This is a genomic window from Falsiroseomonas sp. CW058 (assembly GCF_050563535.1).
Classification (GTDB): Bacteria; Pseudomonadota; Alphaproteobacteria; order Acetobacterales; family Acetobacteraceae; genus Falsiroseomonas.
Window position 1 is genome coordinate 36,665 of sequence record NZ_JBNXUO010000016.1, and the last position, 25,895, is coordinate 62,559.

The window sequence follows — 25,895 nt, forward strand, 5'->3', positions numbered from 1 at the left end:
TCCAGGCATGAGCGAATGGATGATGCATCGCTGGCACGGCACGCCGGCGGCCGTGGCCGCGGCGCTGCGCGGCCTCGGCTGGCACGGGCCGGGTGATCCGCCGGCGGTGCCGGACCCGCGGATCGGCGGGTTCATCCCCCCGCCCGGCGAGGCGGCGCGGGAATTCGACGGCTGCGCCTATGTCGCCATCGTCGCGACCGAGGCCATCCCCCTCCCGGCGGGCCTCCTCCCGACCGGTCCGCAGCTCTCCACCGCGCTGCTCGGCAGCTTCTGAGGCGCGCCGCGGCACCGCCCGGCACGCCACATCCCCCGACCCGCAGGAACACCCGCCATGACCGACCTGACCGACCACGCCAAGAACCTGCTCTCGCGCGCGCTCTGCGGGCGGCTGCCCACGCTGCCGGGCGCCGTCTGGGCGGCACTCGGCACCGGCGGCGCGGACGCCACCGGCGTCGCCGGCGAGCCCGCCGGCACCGGCTATGCCCGCCAGCGCGTCACCTTCACCGGCACCGGCGCGCAGCGCAACGTCGAGGCGCTGCGCTTCACCTTCACCGGCGCGGCCGGCACGCTCAGCCATCTCGGCCTGTTCGACGCGGCGACGGGCGGCAACCCGCTGACCTGGGGGCCGCTGAACCAGCCGGTCACGGTGGCGGGCCCCGGCACCGTGACCATCGCGATCGACGCGCTGACCGTCACGCCCGACTGAGTAGGGCAGCCCCCCGCCGGCGGGGCCACCATCGGCGCTTCCGCCGCGCGCGGATGGTGTCCCGACGGGCGCCGCCGGCTTGCGCCCCGGAATTTCAGGCAGTCCTTATGGAATTCGCCATGGGGTGGTTGAAGCCGGGCAACGGCGTCGGATAGCCTCGCCCCGTCAGGGTTGGGGAGTCGGGGGCGGTGAATCCGCTGGATGCGGCCAGGCGGCTGACGCGCGAGGCGCTGGGCGAGGGCCAAGTGTGCACGACCTGCGGATCGCGGGTGGCGGGGCTCTGCCGCCCTCTCGACGCGGCGGCGCTGGACGAGGTGGTGGCGGAGACCGAGCAGATCGCCTTCGCCGCCCGCGACACCCTGTTCGACGAAGGGGACCGGGCCGGCCATGTCTTCACCCTCGTCACCGGGACGGCGAAGCTGACGCGCCTGCTGGCCGACGGGCGCGAACAGGTGCTGGGCTTCCGCTTCGCGGGCGACGTGCTCGGCTATACCGTGGGCGAGACCTATCCCTTCGCCGCGCAGCTGCTCACCCCGGCCCAGGTCTGCCGGCTTGAGCGCCGCAGGCTGGAGACGCTGCTGCGCCGATACCCGGCGCTGGAACGCCGCTTCCTCGACCTCTGCGTGCAGGAACTCGCGGCGACTCAGGAACAGCTGGTCAGCGTCGGCCGCCGCACGGCGGAAGGCCGTGTCGCGGCCTTCCTGCTGTCGCTGGTGGAGGCGGGGCGGCGGCGGGGCGCCGTCGGCGGCGTGCTCGACATGCCGATGACGCGCGGCGACATCGCGGACTTCCTCGGCCTCACGCTCGAGACCGTGAGCCGCACCCTGACCGCCTTCCGCCGCCGCGGCTGGATTCGGGAGCCGTCGCATGGCCGCATGGAACTGCTGAGAAGCGACCAGCTCACCGCGCTCGCCGAAGGCTCGCCCGCGGAATAGCGCGCGCGGCCGGTGGTGCTGCTGAAGAGGATTGAACTCTTGACCTCTCCCTTACCAAGGGAGTGCTCTACCACTGAGCTACAGCAGCGGACCGGGCTAAGTTGCGGGGCTTCCTAGCGGTTTGGGCGGGTGGCCGCAACCCCCGATCCGGCATGAGGGCGAACGGAACGGCACCAAGTGGTGCAGAAAGTGGTGCAAAACTGGTGCAGTCCGTTCCTACTCTGTCCGGGTGAAATGACCAATCTGGAGAATTTCGTTCTCTTTCCCGGTTCCGCGGCCACCGTTGGCCTGTCGGAGAGACGATTGAATCCGACCGGATGCAGAACGGCGTGAAGTCCCTCGGCGGACTGCTGCGGAAGCCGCATGCCGGGATGAGCTGCGACATCGTCCTCGTCCAGAGGCATCGCAATCGCCGCCCGGCTACGCGACAGCCCTGGCCGGACGGTCTTCACTACGTTCGGCGGACGGTCGCAGCGGCCTGCGCTGCGCACGCCACGCGAGGGGCTGATCACGGCGGGGGAAACCCGGGGAGAGCCGAAGAGAGGAACAGCGCAGGTGCGGCAACATCCAGCGGCAACGGCGCTAATCCGGCAATCGGCTGAAGAGCAGGATACACTGGAACAAGGATACCAGAGATGCCCGACAAACCCCGTGACGGCGAAGCGCACGGCGACTTCCTGTCGGCCGTCGGCAGGCTACGCGTTGTGCTCCCAGGCCTGACCGAGGCGGAAGCCGCGCGGCTATCCTCATGCTGGTCGAGCCGTGGGCGGGATCTCCGGCTGCGGCACGAGATTGGGCAACGCGGGTCAGCCCGTCACTCGGCGCCTCGCCGGCCGAACTGCTCGCAGAAGGGCGCGGGGCGCTCATCCTCGACCACCTCGAGAGGATGGCCCATGGGGGTTACGCATAACCGGCGGACCGCCGGCATCCTCGGCAGACACGCGGGGGACGTCGCGCTTAAACCCTCCCCGACGCGCTCGGGGGACAGGCGAGGCAGGTCGTCGATCATCGCGGACCTCGCCAACGTCATCGCCCCGACATTCTTATCGGCCAAGGTGTCGGCGCCGAGCCAATCGCTGGCGACGCGGCGTCGCGAAGACCAGCTTCCTCGGCGCAGCCATGGTGCAGTCGCGCATCGGGCGGGGCGCCAGCACCGGGAACATCATCGGGCGAAGGGCACGCGCCACGCCGGACGGCCGGTCCCGGCCAGAGCCCGCATTCTGCACGAACAGCCCAGCCGGTCGGGCTGGATGCGCCCTCTGAGGATATCAGGAGCCCTCACCACTCCGGCGCGTCGTCGCCCTCGCCGCCACGGCCCTCCACCGCCGCGCGGAGCCTCGCCCGCAGCCCGGCCGGGATTGTCGCGAGGGCGCGGTCGGACAGGTCCACCTCGCCCCAGACCCGGGCGAGCATCTCGGCCGCCGCCAGACCCTGGTCCCGGTCGCGCTGGCGCTTCAGCGGCTCGCGCCCCAGCTCCTCGGCGAGCCAGAGCTTGTGCGCCGCCCACCAGCGCGGGTCGGCAGCGGCGATCCAGACAGGCAGGCCATCCTCGGCCACAGCCACGGCGGAGAAGCGCGGCGCGTCCACGATCATCTCGAGCCTCGGCACCTCCGCAGCCTCCACGTCCTCCACCGCGGCGATGTCCTCGGCGCCCAGCCGCCGCTGACGGCGCGGCAAGGCCCGCATCGGCACCTTCGGCTCCGGCGTGATGAGGTCCACCATCAGGCCGTCCCTGTTCACGGCCGAGAAGTGCCCGGCTGCGATTGGGGCGAAGGACGCGTCGATCTTCCGGAGCAGGCCGAGCAGCCCTTCCGGCATGGTCCGTCCGGCGAGCGCCAGGTTGCGGCGCGCATCGAGGGCGATATCGATGTCCGCGGTCGCCAGGAGGTCCGACTGGAACCGGATGCCGGCGCGAGCTTCGTAGGCGAAGAGGGCGTTGGTGCCGACGACGCAGACCTGCTCACCCAGCACCCCGGCCTCGTCCAGCCGCCTCAGAATGCGCCCGACGAGGCTCGGGACGCGCCCGAGGCCCATCGCGCGGTTCACCCGCGCCATGCCCCGCAGCGTCTGCCGGAGGCCGTTCGCCCGCTCTTCAGCGAGGGCCTTGCCCGCCTTGAAAGCGCGTTCAATCTCCTCGGTCTCCGGGCTCCTCGGGCCGAGGCTCTTCTCGACCCGGCCGTTGCGCCGGTAGAGATACTCGTGAGCGTCGCGCGCCTTCCAGGCCATGCTCCCGACGAAGCGCCGGCGCAGGTCGCCGTCCGCGGCCCGCAGGGCCTCGGCGCGCTGTTGGACATCTATGAGACGCTGTCGCGCCCCATTGTCTATCTCATTGAAGAAAATCGCTTTGCCCATGTGCACTCACATCATACGTCGCGGATGGGCAAAATCAATATTTTCTGTGGGTTGAAGCTTTAATTCCGTTCAGCCTAAGGGCTCGCCGCCACGCTGCGGTGATGGACGGAGGGGGAATGCAACCCTCCTTCGCGGAACGGTCAAAGCCGGCTGTTGGTGGGTGCCGTGGACTGCTTCACTCTCGAGAGCGGACATGGAGGCCGCTAGCTTACTCCGGCGTGGTTTGGCCGAAAGCAGAACAACCAGCTCCGAGCGATCTGGTGCCTGCTGCGCTACCCGACGTCGCGACGCAGCCGCCACCTCACGGCTGCCGCAGCCGTGATCGCCCTGGGTGAAACTTTATGGCACCCGCGCGGCGTTGCGTGTCAGAAGCCACCATGCCCAGCAAGCACCACCTCAACGTCTCGGTGACGGAGCACGTCGCCCGCTTCGTCGCCGACCAGGTCGCGTCCGGCCGCTTCGGCTCCTCGAGCGAGGTGGTGCGGGCGGGCCTGCGCCTGCTAGAGCGCGAGGTGGCGGCCAGTCCGGACGCCCCCGGCGCCATCGGTGGCGCGGGCACACCGTCCTGACCCGGTCCGCCTTCCCGATCGTCGGCATCGGCGCCTCCGCTGGCGGCATCGAGGCGCTGGAGGGCTTCTTCCGCGGCCTGCAAGGACAGCCCGGGTTCGCCATCGTCATCGTCACCCACCTCAGCCCGGATCGCGAGAGCCGGCTGCATGAGGTGGTGGCCAACCTGACCGACCTGCCCGTCCGCGTTGCCGCCGATGGCATGCCGATCGAGCCGGACACCGTCCACGTCCTGCCCGCCGATGCGGTCCTCGGCATCGAGGGCGGCCGCCTCCGGCTGCAGCGCCCCAATTCGGGCCGGCGCGAGCGCAAGCCGATCGACATCTTCTTCAGCACGCTCGCCGCCGACTGGGGCGAGGCAGCGGCCGGCGTCGTGCTCTCCGGCGGCGATGGGGACGGAACGCTCGGCCTCAAGGCGATCAAGGAGCGCGGCGGGATGACCCTCGCGCAGGTCGCCGACGGCCACGGGCCCGGCCACCCGGAGATGCCGGAGAGCGCGATCTCCTCGGGCGTCGTGGACCTCGCCATGCCGGCCGACCAGATGGGTGGGCACCTCGTCGCCTTCGCCCGCGGCCTGAGCATGCTCGATGGCATCGCGGTCGACGGCTCGGGCCAGGTGGAGGCGGCGCGCGCGCTCGAGGAGGCGCGTCGTGAGATCTACGCCATCCTGCGTAGCCAGCTCGGCCATGACTTCTCCGGCTACAAGGCGAAGACCTTCCTTCGCCGCGTGCAGCGGCGGATGCAGGTGGTCGGGCTCGACACGGCCGAGGCCTATGTCGAGCGGCTGCGCGGGGACCCGGGCGAGGTTGCGGCGCTGTTCCGCGACCTGCTGATCGGAGTGACCAACTTCTTCCGCGACGCCGACGCCTTTGAGGCGCTCGGCCGGCTCGTCATCCCGAAGCTGTTCGAGGGGCGCGGCGCGGAGGACGCCGTCCGGGTGTGGGTGCCGGGCTGCGCGACGGGGGAGGAGGTGTTCTCGCTCGGCATGCTGATCCGCGAGCACATGGACGGCCTCACCGCCGTGCCGCGCGTGCAGCTCTTCGCCACCGACATCGACGACCGCGCTCTCCGTCGCGCGGGCCGCGCGCTACCCTGCGCCGTTGCTCGACAGCGTCACGCCGGAGCGCCGGGCGCGCTTCTTCGTGGCCGATGGCGGCAGCTACGTGGTCTCGAAGGAGGTGCGCGACCTCTGCATCTTCTCGCCGCACAGCGTCATCCGCGATCCGCCCTTCTCCCGCATCGACCTCGTCTCCTGCCGCAACCTGCTGATCTACTTCGGACCGGACGTGCAGAACGGGGTGCTTCCGGTGTTCCACTACGCGTTGCGGCCGGAGGGCTACCTGTTCCTGGGCACGGCAGAGGGCATCGGGCGGTATGGCGACCTCTTCACGCCGATCGAGAAGAAGCAGCGCATCTTCCGGCGCCGGGCAGACGGGAGTGAGGGCACGCGCCTGCCGATGTCGATGTCGCGCCTTCGCCTCGGGCACACGACTGGCGCCGCGCCGCACAAGGCGGGCCTGGGCGGGATCGCGCTGCGCTAGGCGGTCGAGGGACAGGTGCTGGAGCGCTTCGCGCCGGCCTTCGTCGTGGTGAACCGCGAGGGCGAGGTCGCCTACTACTCGGCGCGCACGGGCAAGTACCTCGAGGCCGCAGCCGGGACCCCGACGCGGCAGCTCCTGACCATGGCGCGCAAGGGACTTCGCCTCGATCTCCGCACGGCGCTGCGCGAGGCCGTGGAGGCCGGTGCCAGCGCGACGCGGGAGGGCGTGGCGGTCGAGGGCGAGGATGGCCGCGTCCAGATGGTGACGCTGACGGTCGAGCCCCTGCGCGAGGCCGACCGCGAGGAGCCGCTCTTCCTTGTGCTCTTCGCCGATGACGGCCCGACCCTGACGCGGCAGGAGGCACTCGGCCGGGTCGCCACTCAGGACGGCGCGGCGCTGCACCTGGAGCGCGAGCTGCGCGAGACCCGGGAGCGGCTGCAGTCACTGATCGAGGAATACGAGACGGCGCTCGAGGAGCTGAAGTCCTCGAACGAGGAGCTCGTCTCGGTGAACGAGGAGATGCAATCGACCAACGAGGAGCTCGAGGCCTCGAAGGAGGAGCTGCAATCCGTCAATGAGGAGCTGCACACCCTCAATGCCGAGCTGAGCGGCAAGGTGGAGGCGCTCGACCGCGCCAACAACGACCTGCACAACCTGTTCGAGAGCACCGACGTCGCGACCGTCTTCCTCGACCACGAGCTGGTGATCCGCAGCTTCACGCCGGCGGTGGCCAAGATCTTCAACATCCTGCCCGGCGACCGCGGGCGGCCGATCACCGACCTGGCCAGCCGCTTCAGCCTGCCGGACCTCGCCCTCGACGTCGCCGCGGTGCTCGCCGGTGGCGAGCCGATCGAGCGGCGGGTGGACCAGCCGGCGGGAGACGCCCACTACCTCGTCCGGATCTCGCCCTACCGCAACGCCGACAGGCGGACGCGGGGCGTGGTGGTGACTTTCCTCGACGTCACCGGCCTGACCAGGTCCGAGGACCAGCAGCGGGTTCTCATCGCCGAGCTGCACCACCGCACGCGCAATCTGCTGACGGTCGTGCAGGCGATCGCCACGCTTACCCTCGGCAAGGGCGGGACGCTGAAGAGCTTCACGGACCGCATCGCCGCCCTCGGGCGAGCGCAGGAGCTGCTGGCCAGGGGCGGCCGCGACGAGCTCGACATCGGTGAGGTCATCAGGCTCGAGCTGGGTGCGCATCCTACGGCGGTGGACGGCCGGGTGACAGTCGCCGGCCCGGTCGTGCTCCTCGGCCCGGAGCGCGTGCAGGCGCTGGCATTGGCGGTCCACGAGCTGGCGACGAACGCGGCGAAGTACGGTGCGCTGAAGCAGGAGAGCGGGCGTCTCGAGGTCCTCTGGCGACTGGAGCCCGACGCGGCCGGTGGCCGCCGCGTACTGTTGGACTGGCGCGAGAGCGGCTGCGTCATGCCGGCCGCTCCGTCAGGCCGCGGCTATGGGCGGCGCCTGATCGAGCAGGCCCTCGGGCACACACTCGGCACCCGAGCGGAACTCACCTTTGGCGGGGACGGCGTGGCCTGCCGCATCGCGGTGCCGCTCGGAAGGCGGCCGGCGCAGATGAAGCCGGATCGGCACCCCTGATGCCGTGCTGCAGCAAGGAGGGCGCCAGAGGCGTCGCCGGCCGAACCGCGGGGAGTGATCCCTGGGTCCTCCTTCGGTGCACAGGCGCGAGACAACACCGAGGGCCGCCGGTTGCTCCTTCCGAAGGACTGCCTGGCGCCTAACTGGGCTGATCGACGACGGGAATGGGATGTCCGGTTTCGGGATGGCACCGGCGGCCGGTTGACGACCGTCATGGGCGCAAAGCTGCCGAACCCAAGTTCTCGCCAGCGAGGTCTGCTTTCGCTTTACCAGCAGACGTGTCGGCTACGATTACGAGCGTCTCCTCCCGGTTGGACGGCAACGGTCCCGCTTCGGACGCGATCGTCGGCGCCATCACCGAGCTACGCCTTCGACAGCGTCGAGATCGCGAGGGAGATGGGCTTTGGGACGGCAGAGCCCCCTGGGAGAAAATCCTCTCTCCGCGCAAAATCGGGAGCAAGAGGACGCCAGCCCAAGTGGTGCAAAATTGGTGCAGTCTACCGTCTGTGTCGCCAAGATCGACGACAGGAGCAGCGTTTTTTGATGGCTACTCGCTCCCTTACCAAGGGAGTGCTCTACCACTGAGCTACAGCAGCGGACCGGCGCAAGGCGCGCGCTTCCTAGCGGTTCGGGGGGGTCCCCGCAACCCCCCGATGCGGCAGGACGGCGAACGGAAGCGCACCAGGGCGGCCGCCGGCATCCTGCCCGCCTGCAGGACGGCCCGGATCGGCCGGGGTGACCTTCGCGCATGCGGCGGCCACCCGCCGGCGGTGCAGGGCTTCGAGCGAGGTTTCGGCGGCCCCCACAGCCTCCACCACGGGGACGAAGCCGGATCACCCTGGCTGGCCGGGCACGCGCGCAGCCTGCATGAATTCCCCTCGCATCAGGCCGGCGGCTCGTCCCGGCCATGAGAGGACATGCAAGGTGACCTGCTGCCCGCCCTCATTCCCTGCATCCGCCGTCCCGCCGCGCCCGGCCCCTGCCCTGGCCGGCGGGCGCGACGACGCGCCGACGGTGTGGGTGCCGGGCGGCCCCGCGACCATCGGCACGGACCGGCCGGAGCTCCTCCTGGATGGCGAGGGCCCGTCGCGGCGCGTGGTCCTGGCGCCGTTCCGCATGGACGCGCACCAGGTCACCAACCGGCGCTTCGCGGCCTTCGTGGCCGCGACCGGCTACGTCACCGAAGCGGAGCGCTTCGGCTGGTCCTATGTCTTCCACCTCTTCGCCGACCCGGCGCTGCCGGCCCTGACGCCGGAAGGAACGCCGTGGTGGCGGAAAGTGCATGGCGCGTCCTGGGCAGCGCCGGAGGGGCCGGGATCCTCGGTCGCCGACCGCCTCGACCACCCGGCGGTCCATGTCGCCTGGAACGACGCGGCGGCGTTTGCCGCCTGGGCGGGCGGCCGCCTGCCGACCGAGGCGGAATGGGAACACGCGGCCAGGGGTGGCCGCGACCAGGCCCGCTTCCCCTGGGGCAACGAGGAACCCACCGACACGCGGATCTTCTGCAACATCTGGCAGGGCGATTTCCCCCACCGCAACACCGCGGCCGACGGCTTCGCCGGCACCGCGCCGGTGGACAGCTTCGCGCCCAACGGCTTCGGCCTGTTCAACACCTGCGGCAATGCATGGGAATGGTGCGCCGACCCCTTCCGGGTGCGATCGCTGGCGAAGGCGGCGAAGCACCGCAACGCCGCCGCAGCGGCGGAACGCGAGAGGCTGATGAAGGGCGGCAGCTACCTGTGCCACGTCAGCTACTGCTACCGCTACCGCATCGCCGCGCGCGCCGGCCGTAGCCCCGACACATCTGCGGGCCATACCGGCTTCCGGCTGGTCTACGACGGGTAGCGCGCTGCCCCGCACGCGCCGCGCCCCCGGCGCCACGGATGGGCGCCAGCCGCCTGCCTGTCCCGTCAGTCGCCGGGCGCCCCCGCGCGGCGGCGTGCCGGGCGCCGGGGCGCGGATCGCGCCGGCAGGGCGACGCGCGCCGCAAGCTCGGGATAGGGGTCGGTCGCGTGCGGGATGGCCATGGCGGCGACGAATTCCGCCTGGAAGCCGGGCTCCACCGCCGTCTCCACCTTCTCGATCCGGCGCACCAGCGCCTGCAGCTCGCGCCGCGCGGCGGCGTTCAGCAATGCGATTCGCGCCCCATGGCCCGCCGCGTTGCCGACCGAGGCGATGCGCTCCGGCGCGCAGTCCGGCACCAGGCCCAGCACCAGGGCGTGCAGCGGGTCGATATGCGCGCCGAAGGCGCCGGCCAGGCGGATGCGCTCCACCCGGTCCACCCCGCGGCGGTGCATCAGCAGCTTCGCGCCCGCGTGCAGCGCCGCCTTGGCAAGCTGGATCGCCCGCACGTCGTGCTGCGTCACGGCGATGCGCGGCGCCTCCTCGCGGATGAGATAGGTGAAGCTGCGGTATTCCTCCCGGACGCGCCGGCTGCGCGCGGCCAGGGCGCCGTCGATCCCGCCATCGGTCCGCAGGATGCCTGCCAGGTGCATCTCCGCGATCGCCTCGATGATGCCGGACCCGCAGATGCCGGTGACGCCGGTGCGGCGCACCGCCTCGGCGAAGCCCGGCTCGTCCGACCACATGTTGCAGCCGATCACCTTGAAGCGCGGCTCCAGCGTCGCGGGGTCGATCCGCACGCGCTCGATCGCGCCAGGCGCCGCGCGCTGGCCGGCGGTGATCTGCGCGCCCTCGAAGGCGGGCCCGGTGGGCGAGGAACAGGCGAGCAGCCCGTGCCGGTCCCCCAGCACGATCTCCGCATTCGTGCCGACATCGACCAGCAGCGTCAGCTCCTCGGACAGGTCGGGCCGTTCGGCCAGCACCATCGCCGCGGCATCCGCGCCGACATGCCCCGCGATGCAGGGCAGGACATGCACGAAGGCGCCCGGCGCGATGGCGAGGCCGAGGTCGCGCGCCGGCAGGTCGAGCGCGGCATCCGCCGCCAGCGCGAAGGGCGCGGCGCCGAGCTCCACCGGGTCGAGGCCGAGCAGCAGGTGGTGCATCACGGGGTTGCCGGCCACCGTCACCTCGGCGATGCGCGACGCCTCGATCCCCGCCTGCCGCGCGAGCGAGCCCACCAGCCGCGCCAGCGCGTCCCGCGCCGCCGCCGTCAGCGCCGCCGCCCCGCCCTCGTTCATCATGGCGTAGGAGACCCGGCTCATCAGGTCCTCGCCGAAGCGGATCTGCGGGTTCATCTCGCCCGCCGAGGCCACCACCCCGCCGGTGCCGAGGTCGCAGAGATGCGCCGCGATGGTGGTGGAGCCGAGATCGACCGCGACGCCGTGCAGCGTCTCCACCAGCCCCGGATGCACCGCCACCACGTCGCGCCGGTGGCGCAGCGCCACGGTCACCGCCCAGCCGCCCTCGCGCAGCGCGCGCTGCAGGCCCGCCAGCACGGGCAGCGGCATGACGAGGCCGGTGATGCCCCATTCCGCCGCCACCGCCTCCTCCAGCCGCCGGGCGTCGCTGCGCGGGTCGTGCATGTCGGGCTGCGCGACCACGACGTGATGCAGCGTCACGACCGGGTCGAGCGTGACCGGCCGCGCATCCGCCGCCTTGGCGACCACCTGCCGGTGCAGCTGGCTGTCCGCCGGCACGTCCACCACCACGTCGCCCGCCAGCCTGGCCTGGCAGCCGAGCCGCCGGCCGGGGGCGAGCGCGCCGCGCCGCGCTGCGAAGCGCGCCTCGACCTCCCCCGCCGCCGTCAGGTGGTCCGGCGCGCTGGTGATGGCGTGCTTCAGGTGCTCCCCCGGCTGCAGTTCGACCTGGCAGCGCCCGCAGAGGCCGCGCCCGCCGCAGACGCTGTCGAGATCGACGCCGAGCGCGCGTGCCGCCGCCAGCAGCGACGTGCCCGGCGCGAACCGCCCGCGCCGGCCGGAAGGGGTGAAGACGACGGCGCAGTCGCTCATGCCGCGCCGCCCGATTCGACGAGGGCGAACAGCCGGTCCTCGTCGTACTCCGCCTCGATCAGCGCCGCGCGTTCGGCCAGCGCCGCAGCCGGGTCGCCTTCCTCCGTGCCGAGCGGCGCGCGCACCCAGCCTTCCAGATAGGCGGCCTCGTCGCGCGCGCCGCCGCGCATCGCCGCGCGGTCGATCGCCTGGGCGAAGCGCGGGGAAAGCTCGTGCCGCAGCGTCCGCCGCCCCTCCCGTGCGAGGAGCTGCGCCGGGATGCCGCGCCAGGAGATCAGGATCAGCTCCGCCATGTCATGCCACGCGCGGCGCGAGGAAGGCGGACAGGCCGCCGAGCCCGGTGACGCGCGTCACCAGCGGCAGGCCGAGCCGCGCGGCCGCCGCCGCGGCCCGTGCCGCGATGGCGGGGTCGGGCTGCTGCACCAGGTGAACGACGCGCCGGTAATGGGCGAAATAGGCGTCGCGCAGCTCCGGGTGGCGGTCGAGCCCGAGCCCGCGCCAGACCAGCCGGTCGAACTGCCGCGCGAGGAAGTCGGTCAGGAAGAAGCTGCCGGGCTCCTCCTCCATCAACCCGTCGAAGGCCCCGGCGCCGGCGAGGAAGGCGTAGCAGTGCGGCCCCTCGATCCGCTCCGCCCCCTCCTCCACCAGCACGGCGTCGAGCGCGCCGCCGGTGCCGCAATCGCCGTAGAGCACCAGCACCTCCCCATGCGTGCGGCGGCCGGCGCGGATGCGCGCGCGCAGGGCGGCGGGGATGCGGTCCGGCCGGTTGTGCAGCAGGGCGGGCAGGCAGGAGACGTCCATGTGGTCCCAGCCGTTCAGCGCCTTCAGCGCCACCACCTCCCGCGCCAGCGCGCCGCAGGCGACGAGCAGGATGCGCCCGGGCCGTGCCTCCGCGCCCGTCACGCCGCCCGCCGCGGCGCCCCGCCCTGCGTGAGGAAGCGGCGCGCCGTCTCCACCGCGACAGCGGCGTCGCGGCAATAGGCGTCGGCGCCGATCGCCTCGGCGAACTGCTCGTTCACCGGCGCGCCGCCGACCAGGACGATCACGTCGTTGCGGATGCCCTTCTGCTTCAGCGCCTCGATCACCGTCTTCATGTAGGGCATGGTGGTCGTCAGCAGCGCCGACATGCCGAGGATGTCCGGGCGGTGCGCCTCCAGCGCGTCGAGGAAGGTCTCGACCGAGGTGTTGATGCCGAGGTCCACCACCTCGAACCCCGCGCCCTCCATCATCATGCCGACCAGGTTCTTGCCGATGTCGTGGATGTCGCCCTTGACGGTGCCGATCACCATCTTGCCGAGCTTCGGCGCGCCCGTCTCGGCCAGCAGCGGGCGCAGGATGTGCATGCCGGCCTTCATGGCGTTCGCCGCCATCAGCACCTCCGGCACGAACAGGATGCCGTCGCGGAAGTCCTCCCCCACGATCCGCATCCCCTCGACCAGCGCCTTCGTCAGCACGTCATAGGGCGTCCAGCCGCGGTCCAGCAGCAGGCGCACCCCCTCCTCGATCTCGGGCTTCATGCCGTCGTAGAGGTCCTGGTGCATCTGCGTCACCAGTTCGTCGTCGGGCAGGTCGGAGAGGATGATCTCGTCGGTCATGCGTCACCTCGGGGCCGGCGGGGATGTAGGCAGGGCGCGGGCGCCTGTCATCAGGCAGGCACCGGGTAGCCGGCCGCCAGGGCATCGCGGTGCCAGGCGAGGGTGGGGGCGAAGGCATCCGGCGCGACCGGGGCGAAGCCCTCGATCAGCAGCGGCCCGGCATGGCGCGCGAACCAGGGCCGCGACGCCGCCGCGGCGAAGGCGGCCCGCAGCCGCGCCAGGTCTGCGGCCGGCAGGCCCGGCGCGGCGACGAAGGGCGGCATCGGCGCCAGCGCCGTGCTGTCCAGCACGCGGATGCCGGCCGTCAGTTCCGGCCGGTGGCGGGCGATCAGCGCGTGCCAGTAGGCATCGAGCGGCCCGATGTCGATGCTGCCGTCCAGCACCGAATCCAGCACCTTCCGCGCCGTCACCAGGTCGCCGCGCACCTCGGCATAGAGCGGCCCGCCCCGTGCGCGCCAATGCGGCAGCAGGTGGTGGCGCAGCGCGTTGAAGCCGGACTGCGAATGCGCGACCGTCCAGCCCAGCCGGTGGCCGAAGCTGTCCTCCAGCCGCCGGAAGGGGCTGTCCGCCCGCACGATCAGATCCGTGCGGTACGCCGCCCGCCCGCCGGCCCAGGGCAGCGCCGGGATCGGCGCCGCGATCGGCACGACATCGGCGATGCCGAGCGCGATGGGATAGCCGCACATCTGCACGCAGCCGAGGTCGGGCCGCCGCCACAGCTCCTCGAGCGGCCGCGGCGCGGGATGGGGCAGGTAGTCGAGCGCGACGCCCGCTTCCGCCGCGACCTGCGCGATCAGCGCCTGCCAGGCGGCCTCCGCCTCCGGCGCCACCGCATACATCCGCGCATTGGCGATGAAGGATGCGGCCATGCTCAGGCGAACCGGATGCGCTGCCCGACGCCCAGCTTCTCGCCCTTCTTCAGCATCGCGTGGCCGAGCGCGATGTCGGACAGCGACAGGCCGCGGTGCCAGAACAGGATCGTCTCGTCCTCGCTCTCCCGCCCCGGCTTCAGGCCGGCGACGACCTCCCCGATCTCGGCGTGGTAGCGGCCGGGATGCAGGCGGCCCGCGTCGAACAGCGGCTTCAGCGCGCCGAAATTGCCGGACCGCGCCTGGCCGAAATCATCCATCAGGAACTTGTCGGCGATGTCGGCCAGCGAAAGCTCCACCGCGCTGATCGTGCCGTAGGGCATCACCAGCGCGCCCTTCTTGATCCATTCGGTCTTCAGCAGCGGCTCCGGCGTGACGAGGCGCGACGCCTCCACCACGATGTCGGCGCCGCGGATGCAGCTTTCCCAGTCCTCGGTGACGACGACCTTGCGGCCGAGGTCGCGTTCCAGCCGCGCGCCGAAGGCGTCGCGGCTTTCCTTGCGGCGGGAATGCACGCGGATCTCCTCGAAGTCGAACAGCTTCGCCATCAGCCGCACGTTCCAGTACGCCGTGCCGCGCGCGCCGATGTGGCCGAGCACCCTGGCCCCCTTCGGCGCCAGGTATTTCGCGCCGATGGCGGTGACCGCGCCGGTGCGCATGTCGGTGATGGCGGATGCGTCGATGATCGCCTTGGGCACGCCCTTGAAGCGGTCGAACAGCAGCAGCAGGGCAAGCTCCGACGGCAGGCTGTGCAGGTAGTTGTCGTAGAAGTCGGACACCACCTTCACCCCGGCCGAATCCACCTCCCCGCCCAGCGACCCGCGCAGCACGTTGAAATGGCCGCGCGCCACGCCGGGCTCGAGGTGCATCCGCGGCTCGATCACCGCCTCGCCCCGCCCCTGGGTCGCGAGCTGCTCCTCGATGGCGGAGAGGATCTCGTCGTCGGTGATGCCCAGCGCCTCGACGTCGAAGCGGTTCATGTAGGTGAAGTAGAGCGGCGGCATGGATTCGTATTCGTGCATCGTCCGGTCCTCGGCGCGGTGTCGCCCGGCGGAAGGCGCCGGGCCGATGGGGATGGCGGGCGGCCTCACGCCGCCGGCCCGCCCGGAAGGGCGAGCGAGAAGGGGTAGTGGCAGCGCGCCGTCCGGTCCGGCGCGACCTCCCGCAGCGCGGGGGGAACGGCGGCGCAGTCCGGCTGCGCCGCGGGGCAGCGGGTGTGGAAGCGGCAGCCGGGCGGCGGGTTCAGCACGCTCGGGATCTCGCCGCGCAGCACGATGCGGCGGCGGCCCGGCGCCTCGCGCAGGCCAGGGCTCGCGGCGACGAGGGCGGCGGCATAGGGATGGGCGGGGCGGGCGAAGATCGCGCGCGTCGGCCCCTCCTCCACCACCTGGCCCAGATACATCACGGCCGTCCGTTCCGTCACGCGGCGGACGACGTGCAGGTTGTGGCTGACGACGAGGTAGGTGAGGCCGAGTTCCGCCCGCAGGTCCAGCAGCAGGTTCAGCAGGTCGCCCTGCACCGACACGTCGAGCCCGGCCGTCGGTTCGTCCGCCACGATCATGCCGGGCTGCATCACCAGCGCGCGGGCCACGCCGATGCGCCGCGCCTGCCCGCCCGAGACCTGGTGCGGATACTTCCCCGCGATGTCGGACGGCAGGCCGAGCCGCCGGAGCAGCCCCGCCAGCCGCGCGCGTCCCTCCTCCAGCGGCAGGCGGTGGATCAGCAGCGGCTCCTCCAGCGCGCGGCCGATGGTCATCCGCGGCGAAAGGGACGCCACGGCATCCTGCAGCAGCATCTGCACGCGGCGGCGGAAGGCGCGGGCATCCCCGCGCAGCCAGTCGCCGACCGGGCGCCCGTCGAAGGTGACGCGCCCCTCGGCCGGCGGCGTCAGGCCGAGCAGGGTGCGGCAGAGCGTCGTCTTGCCGGACCCCGATTCACCCACCAGGCCGAGAATGCCGCCCCGCGGCACCGCCAGACTGACATCGTCGAGCGCGCGCACCCCGCCGCCGAAGGTCACGCCCACCCGCTCGAACTCCGCCAGGGCGCCGCCGGTCACGACCATTCCTCGAAGAAGTGGCAGGCGGCGGCGCGCCCCTCGCTGGCGGCGCGCAGGGCGGGCGGCTCCGCGGCGCAACGCGCCTCGGCCCGCGGGCAGCGGGGCGCGAAGACGCAGCCCGGCGGGGGCGCGACCGGGTCCGGCACGTCGCCGGGGATGGAGGCGAGCCGCCCTTCCCCGCCCTCCCCGATCTCGCAGGCGAGCAGCGCGCGCGTGTAGGGGTGGCGCGGCGCGGCGATGACGGGCGCGACCGGCCCCGTCTCCACCACCCGCCCGCCATACATCACCGCGAGGTCGTCGCAGAGCTGCGCGACGAGGCCGAGATGGTGGGAGATGAGGACGATGCTGCCCGCGAAGTCGCTCCGCAGCTCCTCCAGCAGGGCCACGATCTGCGCCTCCACCGTCGCGTCCAGCGCCGTCGTCGGCTCATCCGCCAGCAGCAGGTCGGGGCCGGCGAGCAGGGCCATCGCGATCATCGCCCGCTGGCGCATCCCGCCCGAGAGCTGGTGCGGATAGGCCGACAGGCGCGCGCGCGGATCGGCGATGGCGACCCGGCGCAGCATCGTCTCCGCCCGGTCCAGCGCCGCCGCGCGCGGCAGGCCGGGGTCGCGCCGGCGGATCACGTCCACCATCTGCGTCCCGATGGTGAAGACCGGGTTCAGCGCCGTCATCGGGTCCTGGAAGATCATCGCGATGCGGGTGCCGCGCCAGGCGGCCATCGCCGCCGGATCGAGGGCGAGGAGGTCGGTCCCGTCGAAGGCCACCTCCCCCGACAGGCGCGTGACGTTGCCCGGCAGCAGCCGCAGCAGGCACGCCGCGAGGCTGGACTTGCCCGACCCCGATTCGCCCACCACGCCGAGGATGCGCCCCCGCCCGATATCGAGGTCGACGCCGCGCAGGATGCGCGCCGTCCCCCGCGCCGTCGCGGCTTCCAGCACCAGGTCGCGGATGCGGACCAGCGGCGCGTCCATTCAGTGCCCCCGCCCGATGCGCGGGTCCACCGCGTCGCGCAGCGCCTCGCCGAACAGGGTGAAGCCGAGCGTGGCGAGGGCGAGCGCGAGGGAGGAGACGAGGACCGGCACCCAGCTGTCGGACAGGAACTGGTAGCCGTCCTGGATCAGCACCCCCCAGCTGGCCAGCGGCGGCCGTACGCCGAGGCCGAGGAAGGACAGCCCCGCCTCGATCGTGATGACCACCGGGATGTCCATCGAGGCGAGGACGATCAGCGGGCCGAGGATGTTCGGCAGGATGTGGTGCAGCACGATCCGCGCGCGCGAGGCGCCGAGGATGCGTTCCGCCTCCAGGAAGGGCGCGCTGTCCAGCGCCAGTGCCTGCGCGCGCGCGACGCGGCCGAAATGCGGCGCCAGCGTCACGCCGACGATGGCCACCACGATCGGGGTCGAGGGCCCGAACACCGCCACCACCGCCAGCGCCAGCACCAGCGACGGGAAGGAGGAAATTGTGTCGAAGGCGACCAGCACCGGCCGTTCCGCCCGCGCCGGCAGCGAGGCCGCGAGGATGCCGAGCGCGGTGCCCGCCACCAGCGCCAGCGCGATGGCGCTGAGCGCGACCGCCATCGCCACCGTCGCCCCATGCACCAGGCGCGAGTAGAGGTCGCGCCCGAGATGGTCGGTGCCGAGCCAGTGCGCGGCGGAAGGCGCGGCGAAGCGGTTCATCACGTCCAGCCGGTCCGGGTCGTGCGTGGCGACCCAGGGCGCGAACAGCGCGGCGCCCAGCACCAGCAGCACCAGCACGCAGCCCAGCGCGCCGGGGAAGCTGCCGCATGTGCGCCGCAGCACCCGCATCGCCCCGCCCGCCGCCGTCACCTCGGCAGCCCCTCCCGCGCGGCGTCCCGGCGCATCCGCGGGTCGATGGCGGAATAGGAGAGGTCCACCAACAGGTTCACCACGACGAACAGCACCACCACCACCAGCACCGCCCCCTGCACCACAGGGTAGTTGCGGACCGAGATCGCGTCGTAGATCAGCCGGCCGAGGCCGGGACGGGAGAACACGATCTCCACCAGTACCGCGCCGCCGAGCAGCCGGCCGATGCCCATGCCGAGGATGGCGAGGGTCGGGATGCAGGCGTTCTTCAGCGCATACTTGTAGGTCACCAGGCGTTCCGGGATGCCGTAGGCCCGCGCGGTGCGGATATAGGCCTCGCCCATCACCTCCAGCATCGAACTGCGTACCAGCCGCGCGATGAAGCCGATCCAGCCGAGCGAGAGCGCGACGGTCGGCAGGACCAGCCGCTTCGCCTGGTCCCACAGGTCGCCCTCCCGCCCCGCGCCGAGCACGGGGAGCCAGTCGAGCCAGATGGAGAAGACCAGCAGCAGCAGGATGGCGACCACGAAGCTCGGCAGCGCGATGAAGGACACGGACAGGAAGGCCAGCACGTTGTCCGCCACGCTGCCGCGCCGCGTCGCGGCGAGGATGCCGAGCGGCACGCCCAGCAGCACCGCAAGCCCGATCGCCGCGAAGGTCAGCGCGAAGGTGTAGGGGATGACCGCCATCACCATCCCCGCCACCGGCCGCCCCGACAGCACATCCACCCCGAGGTTGCCGCGCAGCACATTGGCGAAGAACAGGAACAGCCGCTCGTGCAGCGGCCGGCCCAGCCCCATCTCCCGCACGAACTGGCGGGCGAATTCGGGGGTCGCCTGCGGGCCGAGCAGCGTCGCCGCCGGGTCGCCCGGCACCAGCGCCGTCAGCGCGAACAGAAGCAGCATCGCCCCCAGCACGATGAGCACGGAGGTGACGAGACGGCTCGCCAGGTACCGCGCCGTCCCGCCATCCATGGATCAGGCCACCGCGAAGCTGTCGTACTGCCAGTCGAGCCAGCCGGGCACGGATGCCGGGCGCAGCCAGGACCGGTGCGCCAGGAAGGACACGTTGTTGGTCAGCCAGACGAAGGCGGCGGAGCGGTCCATCAGCTGCTGCGCCTCGATCACCATGGCGCGGCGCCGCGCGGGGTCGAGCTCGGCGGCTGCCTGTTCGAACAGCCGGTCGAATTCGGGGCTGGCGAAGCGCTGCCAGTTCCAGGTGCCGACCTGGCCGCTGACGAACCACTGCATCAGGAAGTTGGGGTCGAGCTTCCCGTTGAAGACCATCATGTGCATGTCGATCTCGCGGCCGGCATCGCCGCGCCCGGCCGACCAGAAGCCGCCGCCGTCGCGCGCGTCGACCTCCACCGTCACGCCGATCTCGGCCAGCAGCGCGCGCGCCACCAGCGCCATGTTCTGGAAGGCGGGCTGGTTCAGCACCAGCAGCTTCACGCGCGGGTTCCGCACCCCCGCCTCCGCCAGCAGGCGCCGCGCCTCCGCCACGTTGCGGCGATAGACCGGCGCCTCCGCCCAGTGGCCGTCGACCGCCGGCGGCAGCAGCGTGTTGAGCCGCGGCGCGCGGCCGTTGTAGCCGGCGATCAGCATCTGGTCGACATCGAGGCCGAGGCGGATCGCCTGGCGCACGCGGATGTCGCTCAGCGGCGCCTTCTCCATGTTCATGCCGAGCCAGATGTACTGCAGCCCCGGCTGTTCGGAGATGGTGAGCCCCTGCACGCCCCGCAGCGGTTCCGCCACCGATGGCGGCAGCACCGCGAAGTCCAGCTCCCCGGCGCGGAGCGCGAGTTCGGTCGCGCGGTTGTCGGGGATGAAGCGCACCGCCACCTCGTTGAAGGCGGGGCGGGCGCCGGCATGGGCGGGGTTGGCGCGCAGCACCGCGCCCCGCTGCCGTTCCAGCGAGGCAAGCGCGTAGGGGCCGGAGCCGACCGGCCGCGTGTTGTGCTCGACGCCGCGCTGTTCCACCGCGCGGCGGCTGACAATGCAGCCCGAGACGTCGCCGATCGCGATGTTCATCAGCGAGGCATTGGGCCGCGACAGCACGATGCGCCCGGTGTGCTGCCCCGTGACCTCCACCCGTTCCAGCCCCGCCCAGTCGCCGCGATAGGGCGAGGGACGCGCGCCGGCCGCGGGTTCGAGGCCGATCCGCTCGAAGGAGAACTTCACGTCCTCCGCCGTCATCTCGCCGAAGCCGTCGGTGAACATCTGGCCGGGCTTCAGGCGGAAGTCGATCACCGTGGGGGAGGCCTGCGTCACCTCCGCCGCCGCGTCCAGCTCCAGCTCGCCCGAATTGGGCTTGTGGCGCAGCAGGCGCTGGTAGACGACGCGGATGATGTTGCCGTCATGCGGGCCGGTGCGGAACCCGGGATCGATGATCTCCGGGTCGCGCTCCACCCGCACGGCGATGGAGGAACGCGGCGCCGCCTGCGCGAGGGCCTGTCCCCCCGCGCCGGCCAGCCCGGCCGCGGCGGCCGCCCCCGCGAGAAGCCTGCGACGGTCGATCTCGATGGTCATCGGAAGCTCCTTCCCGGGTGCCGCGTCCTGGTCGCGCGACCTGTCGCGGCATGTCAACAAAGCCCGCGGCGGGGCCGGCCGCAAGGCCTTTCCCTCATCCGTCCAGGTCGCGGCGCCGGCGCGCGACGAAGTCGTCCAGCGCCTCCCTCACGGCGGGGTCGAGCGGCGGCGGCTCGTGCTGCGCAAGCGTGCGGTCCCATACCCCGGCTGCCCGCGCCGCGGCGTCCTTCGCGCCCGCGTCGCGCCAGTTCTCGTAGTTCGACCAGTCGCTCACGATCGGGCGCCAGAAGGCGGTCTCGTAGCGGGCCAGCGTGTGCGGCTCGCCGAAGAAGTGCCCGCCCGGCGGCACGGCGAGGATGGCGTCCACCGCCAGGTCGTCCTCGGTGAAGGTCGCAGGCCGCAGCATCCGCGCCCAGGCGCGCAGCATCTCCGCGTCCAGCACCACCTTCTCGAAGGAGGCCGCGAGCCCCCCTTCCAGCCAGCCCGCCGCGTGGTTGACCAGGTGGCTGTGCGACATGACCGACGCCCAGAGCGAGAACCCCGTCTCCCACGCCGCCTGCGCGTCCGGCGCGGGGGAGGCGCAGACGGCCGAGGAGCGGAACGGGATGCGAAGCGCGCGGGCGATCTGCGCGCCCCCCAGCGTGGCGTGGACGTATTCCGGCGTGCCGAAGGCGGGCGACCCCGTGCGCATGTCGACATTCGAGGTGAAGCCGCCCAGCACCGCGGGGCAGCCCGGGCGGATCATCTGCACCAGCGCGATGATGCCCATCGCCTCCGCCGTCTGCTGCGCCAGTGCGCCGGCCAGCGTCACGGGCGCCATGGCGCCCATCAGCGTGAAGGGCGTGATGACCACGCACTGCCCGTGCGCCGCCATGGTCATGATGTTGTCGAGGATCTCCTCATCCACCCGCCGCGGGGAATTCACGTTGGTCACGGTCATCAGCGTCGGGCGCGCGGCCAGGCCCTCCGGCGTGGTGCCGTGCTCGATCGCCGACATCGCGATCGCGTCCTCGGCCTGCACCAGCCCGACGCCGCGCGCGGCCCAGACGATGTCGCTGCATTCGGCATGGGCGCGGTACATCTCGAGGTGGCGAACCGGCACCGGCTGGTCCACCGGTTCGGTCACCACGCCGCCCTGCCAGTGCAGCACGCCGAGCGTGTGGGTGACCTTCAGGATGGCCCTGAAATCGTCGAGCGTGCCGTAGCGCCGGCCGCCGGCGAGGCTGGTGACGTGCGGCGTGCCGTTGACCGGGCCGAAATTCACCACGCGCCCGCCGACATGCAGGTGGCGCGCCGGGTTGCGGGCATGCAGCACGAATTCGGACGGCGCCTTGCCGCAATGCTCCGCCACCACCTCCCGCCCGAGGCGCACCATCCCCGTCGCCTCGTCCACCGCCGCGCCGCCGCGGCGGTAGATCTCCCGCGCGCGGGCCGAGCGGATCTCGAGCCCGCCTTCCTCGAGGATGCGCCAGGCGGCGCCGAGGATGCGCGCCAATTGCTCCGCGTCGAGGATCTCGACCGGTGCCCAGGGGTTCTCGAGCCTCGGCAGCGGCTCGTTGGTGGCGCCGGTGCGGTTGCGCGCCGGGCGTTCGCGCCGGCGCTGCGGCGTGGTCTCGCTCATCCGCCCCTCCTGCGGCCCTGCCGCTTCTCCCCGCCCGCATTCGGCGGCTGCACCAGCGGGCCGAGCGCGGCCACGATGGCCGCGAGGTCGGGCGGCGCGTTGCCGGCGCGGTGGTCGTCCACCGCGCGGCGCATCGCGGCAAGATGCGCGGGCGAGGTGCCGCAGCACCCGCCGACGATCCGCGCCCCCGCGTCGATCGCGAGATGGGCGTAGACCTCCATCGTCCGCGGCGTGCCCGAATAGACCACGCGGTCGCCCTGCACCACGGGGATGCCCGCATTGGCCTTGGCGATGACCGGCAACGCCGCCCCGCCCCCCGCGATGCCGAGGAGCGAGGCGACGAGGTCCGACGCGCCGACGCCGCAATTGGCGCCGATCGCCAGCGGCGGCACGGGCAAGGCGGCGGCGAAGGCCGCGAAGGCTTCCGGCGTCAGGCCCATCATGGTGCGCCCGGCGGTGTCGAAGCTGGCGGTCAGCGTCCAGGGCATCCCCGTTCGGGCGGCCGCGGTGGCGGCGGCCCGCATCTCCTCCGGCGCCGACATCGTCTCGACCCAGGCGAGGTCGGCGCCGCCCTCCCGCAGGCCCTCCATCTGCTCGGCGAAGACCCCGGCCGCCTCCTCCTCGGTCAGCGGGCCGAGGGGGGCGAGCAGGTCGCCCGTCGGGCCGACCGAGCCCGCGACCGCCACGCGCCGGCCGGACGCATCCGCCACCTCCCGCGCCAGGCTCGCCGCGATCCGGTTCAGCTCCCGCGCGCGGTGCTGCATCCCGTGCAGCATCAGGCGCCGCGCATTGGCGCCGAAGCTGTTGGTGAGGATGATGTCGGCCCCGGCCCCGACGAAGGCGCGGTGCAGCGCGCGGATGCGGTCGGGGTGCGCGTCGAGCCACAGTTCCGGCGCATCGCCGTTGGCGAGGCCCATCTCGAACAGGTTGGTCCCGGTCGCGCCGTCGGCCAGCAGCACGCGGCCCCCGGCCAGGAGCTCAGCGAGCATGGCGTCGTCCTCCCCTCGTCGCGCGGCTGGTCATGGCCCGCAGCCGCGCCGGCAGCAGCGCGACCAGCGCCGCGCGCGCAGCCTCGTCCATGGCGAGCCAGGCGCCGATCTCCTCGCCGCTGCGGCCGCAGCCGATGCACCAGCCCGTCACAGGGTCCAGCACGCAGGTCCCGATGCAGGGGCTCGGCGTCATGCGCGCAGCCGCAGGCCGTCCGGGTCGTGCAGCGCCCGCGCGGTGACCACGGCGCGGCAGTTCTCGCCCAGGATGTCGATGGCGAAGACCTCGCCGTCCCGCGCCAGCGCGGCGGGCAGGTAGCCCACCGCCAGGCTCCGTCCCACCCAGTGGCCGTAGCCGCCGGAGGTGACGTGGCCCACCGGCCGGCCGTCCTTCAGCACCACCTCGTAGCCCACCACGTCGGCATGCGGCGCATCGACCGCGAAGGTGACGAAGCGGCGCGCGGGCCCCTTCTCGCGCTCGGCCAGCGCCGCGGCGCGGCCGGTGAAGTCCGCCTCCTTCGCGAAGTCCACGAAGGCGTCGAGCCCCGTCTCGCCCGGCGTGTAGTCGGGGCGGAAGTCCCGGTTGAAGCTGCCGTAGTTCTTCTCGAGCCGCAGCGAGGAGATGGCGCGGCCGCCGTACAGCGCCATGCCGAATTCCTCGCCGGCCGCGACCAGGTCCTCGAACAGCTGCAGCTGGTAGTCCGGCGTCACCCAGATCTCGTAGCCCAGCTCCCCGGTGAAGCCCGCGCGCTGGACCAGCGCGGGGGACATGCCGACCGCCATCTCCTTCACCGCGAAGAAGCGGAAGGCGTCGTTCGACACGTCCGCGGACGCGACCTTCGCCAGCACGTCGCGCGACCGCGGGCCGGACAGCGCGAAGCCGGTCAGGGTGGAGCAGGCGCTGCGGACGAAGACGTCCTCCGGCGGGCGCTGGCGCCAGAACCAGCGCATGTGGAAGGCCTCCGCGAAGCCCGACCCGACGATCAGGTAGCGGTCCTCGGCGATGCAGGCGATCGAGAGGTCGCCCATGATGCGCCCCGCCTCGTTCAGCATCGGCGCGATCGCCATGCGGCCGGGACGCGGGATGCGGCAGGCGAAGACGCGGTCCAGCCAGCGCCGGGCGCCGCGGCCGGTCACCTCGTATTTCGCGTAGTTCGAGGTCTCGTACAGCCCGACATTCGTCCGCACCGCGTGGCATTCCGCGCGCACATGCGGGAAGGCGTTGGACCGGCGATAGGTCGGCTCCTCCACCGGCTCGACGCCGGGCGGGGCGAACCACAGCGCGTTCTCCAGCCCGAAATTCGCGCCGAACACCGCGCCGCGTTCCCGCAGCCGGTCGTAGACGGGCGTGCGGCGGAAGGGGCGGGCCGCCGGCATCTCCTCGTTCGGGTAGGCGAGCCGGAAGCGGCGGCGGTAGTTCTCCTCGGTCTTGATGCGCGTGTAGCGCGGCGTCGCGAAGGCGCCGAAACGGGCGGCATCCATCGCCAGCACGTCCTGCCCGGGGTCGCCCCGGTCCATCCAGCGCGACAGCACCAGCCCGATGCCGCCGCCCTGGCTGAAGCCGGCCATCACGCCGCAGGCCAGCCAGTAGTTCGGCAGCCCCTTCACCGGCCCGACCAGCGGGTTGCCGTCGGGCGCGAAGGTGAAGGGCCCGTTGATGACCTTCCGCAGCCCGACCTTCGCCAGCGCCGGGAAGTGCCGGAACCCCCGCTCCAGCTCCGGCGAGATGCGTTCCAGGTCGTTGGGCAGGAGCTGGCTGTGGAAGTCGTCCGGCGTGCCGTCCACCGCCCAGGGCACGCTCGCCTGCTCGTAGGTGCCGAGCAGCACGCCCTGCCCTTCCTGGCGCAGGTAGATCTCGCCGGTGAAGTCGCTGGTGTTGATGATCTCCCGCTCGCGCCCAGCCAGTTCGGGCACGGGGTCGGTGACGATGTAGTGGTGCTCGAAGGCGAGCAGCGGGACCGTCAGCCCCACCATCCGGCCCACTTCCCGCGCCCAGAGCCCGCCGGCATTCACCACGTGCTCGGCATGGATGGTGCCCTTCGGCGTCGCCACGTCCCAGGTGCCGTCCGCGCGCTGGGTCAGCGCGGTCACCTTGGTGTGGCGCTGCACCTCCGCGCCCATCGCGCGGGCGGCGGCGACATAGGCCTGGGTGACCAGCCAGGGGTCCACATGGCCGCCATCCTCGCGCCACAGCGCGCCCTTGAAGAATTCCTCCGCGATCAGCGGGTTGTTCTTCTTCGCCTCGGAGACCGGGATCAGCTCGGTCTGCATGCCGAGGTAGCGCGCCCGGCTGTGGATCAGCTTCAGGAAGTCCATCTGGCCGTCGCTGGCCGCCAGGTAGAAGCCGCCATTGTGGTGGATGCCGCAGGACTGGCCGGTCGCCGCCTCCAGCTCCCGGTACAGGTCGAAGGTGTATTTCTGCAGGCGGGAGACGTTGGCATCGGAGTTCAGCGTGGTCACGCCCCCCGCCGCATGCCAGGTGGAGCCCGAGGTCAGCTCGTCCTTGTCGAGCAGCAGCAGGTCCGTCCAGCCGATCTTCGCCAGGTGGTACAGGACGGAGCAGCCGACGACGCCCCCCCCGATGATGACGGCGCGCGCGTGGGTCTTCATGCGGATTCCCGTGACTTGGCGGGGGGCGGCACGGCACGCCGGGCGGCGGCCTGCGGCAGGGAACGGGCAGGGCCCGCGGGAAGGGCTGCGCCGGGGGCGGGGTGCCGCGGCGTGGCGTGCCGTGCCCGGCCCCGGCCGGGACGGCCGCTCGGTGCCGTCCAGCCGGGGCGCGAGCCGGGAAAGGGGCCGG

Annotated in this window: 22 protein-coding genes, 1 tRNA gene and 1 pseudogene; 7 read left to right on the top strand and 17 right to left on the bottom strand. The window is 72.4% G+C overall.

Annotated features, from left to right (window positions below):
• Positions 1 to 7: 7 nt before the first annotated feature.
• The 3 genes from ACK8OX_RS14145 to ACK8OX_RS14155 all read left to right on the top strand — a co-directional run bounded on the left by ACK8OX_RS14145 (position 8) and on the right by ACK8OX_RS14155 (position 1,641).
• Positions 8 to 274, top strand: coding sequence for a hypothetical protein (locus ACK8OX_RS14145; protein WP_430664795.1), 267 nt, complete (start codon positions 8 to 10; stop codon positions 272 to 274).
• A gap of 57 nt (positions 275 to 331) precedes the next feature.
• Positions 332 to 706, top strand: coding sequence for a phage tail fiber protein (locus ACK8OX_RS14150; protein WP_430664796.1), 375 nt, complete (start codon positions 332 to 334; stop codon positions 704 to 706).
• Between the two features lie 188 nt (positions 707 to 894).
• The gene (locus tag ACK8OX_RS14155) at positions 895 to 1,641 is read left to right on the top strand and encodes a Crp/Fnr family transcriptional regulator (protein ID WP_430664797.1); all 747 of its coding nucleotides are present in this window, start codon (positions 895 to 897) and stop codon (positions 1,639 to 1,641) included.
• Between the two features lie 13 nt (positions 1,642 to 1,654).
• Here ACK8OX_RS14155 and ACK8OX_RS14160 read toward each other — a convergent pair.
• Together ACK8OX_RS14160 and ACK8OX_RS14165 are read right to left on the bottom strand one after the other, a co-directional pair.
• Positions 1,655 to 1,729: transfer RNA gene (locus ACK8OX_RS14160), tRNA-Thr, on the bottom strand.
• A 1,190-nt stretch (positions 1,730 to 2,919) separates the two neighbouring features.
• Complete coding sequence (locus ACK8OX_RS14165) at positions 2,920 to 3,993, bottom strand: GSU2403 family nucleotidyltransferase fold protein (protein WP_430664798.1); 1,074 nt, start codon at positions 3,991 to 3,993, stop codon at positions 2,920 to 2,922.
• Between the two features lie 377 nt (positions 3,994 to 4,370).
• Between ACK8OX_RS14165 and ACK8OX_RS14170 the strand changes: the two genes are divergently transcribed.
• From ACK8OX_RS14170 to ACK8OX_RS14185, 4 genes and pseudogenes are all read left to right on the top strand, one after another.
• The gene (locus tag ACK8OX_RS14170; protein WP_430664875.1) at positions 4,371 to 4,562 is read left to right on the top strand and encodes a type II toxin-antitoxin system ParD family antitoxin; all 192 of its coding nucleotides are present in this window, start codon (positions 4,371 to 4,373) and stop codon (positions 4,560 to 4,562) included.
• Between the two features lie 26 nt (positions 4,563 to 4,588).
• A pseudogene (locus ACK8OX_RS14175) lies at positions 4,589 to 6,101 on the top strand (CheR family methyltransferase).
• A gap of 15 nt (positions 6,102 to 6,116) precedes the next feature.
• Positions 6,117 to 7,703, top strand: coding sequence for a sensor histidine kinase (locus ACK8OX_RS14180; protein WP_430664799.1), 1,587 nt, complete (start codon positions 6,117 to 6,119; stop codon positions 7,701 to 7,703).
• Positions 7,704 to 8,723: 1,020 nt separating this feature from the next.
• Complete coding sequence (locus tag ACK8OX_RS14185; protein WP_430664800.1) at positions 8,724 to 9,548, top strand: formylglycine-generating enzyme family protein; 825 nt, start codon at positions 8,724 to 8,726, stop codon at positions 9,546 to 9,548.
• 65 nt (positions 9,549 to 9,613) lie between these two features.
• Here the strand turns inward: ACK8OX_RS14185 and ACK8OX_RS14190 are convergent, their stop codons facing one another.
• From ACK8OX_RS14190 to ACK8OX_RS14260, 15 genes are all read right to left on the bottom strand, one after another.
• Positions 9,614 to 11,614 (bottom strand): ASKHA domain-containing protein, encoded by a 2,001-nt coding sequence (locus tag ACK8OX_RS14190; protein ID WP_430664801.1) that lies wholly within the window; start codon positions 11,612 to 11,614, stop codon positions 9,614 to 9,616.
• Entirely contained in the window at positions 11,611 to 11,907 is a 297-nt protein-coding gene (locus tag ACK8OX_RS14195; RefSeq protein WP_430664802.1) for a virulence factor, read from the bottom strand. The genes ACK8OX_RS14190 and ACK8OX_RS14195 overlap by 4 nt, the downstream gene beginning before the upstream one ends.
• 1 nt (position 11,908) lies before the next feature.
• Positions 11,909 to 12,517, bottom strand: coding sequence for a DUF1638 domain-containing protein (locus ACK8OX_RS14200; protein ID WP_430664803.1), 609 nt, complete (start codon positions 12,515 to 12,517; stop codon positions 11,909 to 11,911).
• Positions 12,514 to 13,209, bottom strand: a complete 696-nt coding sequence (locus ACK8OX_RS14205) for a corrinoid protein (RefSeq protein ID WP_430664804.1) — start codon at positions 13,207 to 13,209, stop codon at positions 12,514 to 12,516. The genes ACK8OX_RS14200 and ACK8OX_RS14205 overlap by 4 nt, the downstream gene beginning before the upstream one ends.
• 50 nt (positions 13,210 to 13,259) lie before the next feature.
• Positions 13,260 to 14,078, bottom strand: coding sequence for a phosphate/phosphite/phosphonate ABC transporter substrate-binding protein (locus ACK8OX_RS14210; RefSeq protein ID WP_430664805.1), 819 nt, complete (start codon positions 14,076 to 14,078; stop codon positions 13,260 to 13,262).
• A gap of 2 nt (positions 14,079 to 14,080) precedes the next feature.
• The gene (locus tag ACK8OX_RS14215; RefSeq protein ID WP_430664806.1) at positions 14,081 to 15,100 is read right to left on the bottom strand and encodes an ornithine cyclodeaminase family protein; all 1,020 of its coding nucleotides are present in this window, start codon (positions 15,098 to 15,100) and stop codon (positions 14,081 to 14,083) included.
• A gap of 65 nt (positions 15,101 to 15,165) precedes the next feature.
• Positions 15,166 to 16,140, bottom strand: a complete 975-nt coding sequence (locus ACK8OX_RS14220) for an oligopeptide/dipeptide ABC transporter ATP-binding protein (protein WP_430664807.1) — start codon at positions 16,138 to 16,140, stop codon at positions 15,166 to 15,168.
• The gene (locus ACK8OX_RS14225; RefSeq protein ID WP_430664808.1) at positions 16,131 to 17,105 is read right to left on the bottom strand and encodes an ABC transporter ATP-binding protein; all 975 of its coding nucleotides are present in this window, start codon (positions 17,103 to 17,105) and stop codon (positions 16,131 to 16,133) included. Before ACK8OX_RS14225 ends, ACK8OX_RS14220 begins: the two co-directional genes overlap by 10 nt.
• Positions 17,106 to 17,960: an ABC transporter permease gene (locus ACK8OX_RS14230; RefSeq protein ID WP_430664809.1), complete on the bottom strand. Its 855-nt coding sequence runs from the start codon at positions 17,958 to 17,960 to the stop codon at positions 17,106 to 17,108.
• Positions 17,957 to 18,934 carry an ABC transporter permease gene (locus ACK8OX_RS14235; RefSeq protein WP_430664810.1) on the bottom strand — a complete coding sequence of 326 codons (978 nt, stop codon included), beginning with the start codon at positions 18,932 to 18,934 and terminating at the stop codon, positions 17,957 to 17,959. Before ACK8OX_RS14235 ends, ACK8OX_RS14230 begins: the two co-directional genes overlap by 4 nt.
• Before the next feature lie 3 nt (positions 18,935 to 18,937).
• Entirely contained in the window at positions 18,938 to 20,488 is a 1,551-nt protein-coding gene (locus tag ACK8OX_RS14240) for an ABC transporter substrate-binding protein (protein ID WP_430664811.1), read from the bottom strand.
• A 94-nt stretch (positions 20,489 to 20,582) separates the two neighbouring features.
• The gene (locus ACK8OX_RS14245; protein WP_430664812.1) at positions 20,583 to 22,109 is read right to left on the bottom strand and encodes a trimethylamine methyltransferase family protein; all 1,527 of its coding nucleotides are present in this window, start codon (positions 22,107 to 22,109) and stop codon (positions 20,583 to 20,585) included.
• Entirely contained in the window at positions 22,106 to 23,098 is a 993-nt protein-coding gene (gene bmt / locus ACK8OX_RS14250; protein WP_430664813.1) for a betaine--homocysteine S-methyltransferase, read from the bottom strand. Before bmt ends, ACK8OX_RS14245 begins: the two co-directional genes overlap by 4 nt.
• A complete protein-coding gene (locus tag ACK8OX_RS14255) occupies positions 23,088 to 23,291 on the bottom strand; it encodes a DUF1289 domain-containing protein (protein WP_430664814.1) in 204 nt (67 codons plus the stop codon). Before ACK8OX_RS14255 ends, bmt begins: the two co-directional genes overlap by 11 nt.
• Positions 23,288 to 25,705 (bottom strand): GcvT family protein, encoded by a 2,418-nt coding sequence (locus tag ACK8OX_RS14260; protein WP_430664815.1) that lies wholly within the window; start codon positions 25,703 to 25,705, stop codon positions 23,288 to 23,290. The genes ACK8OX_RS14255 and ACK8OX_RS14260 overlap by 4 nt, the downstream gene beginning before the upstream one ends.
• Between the last annotated feature and the right edge of the window lie 190 nt (positions 25,706 to 25,895).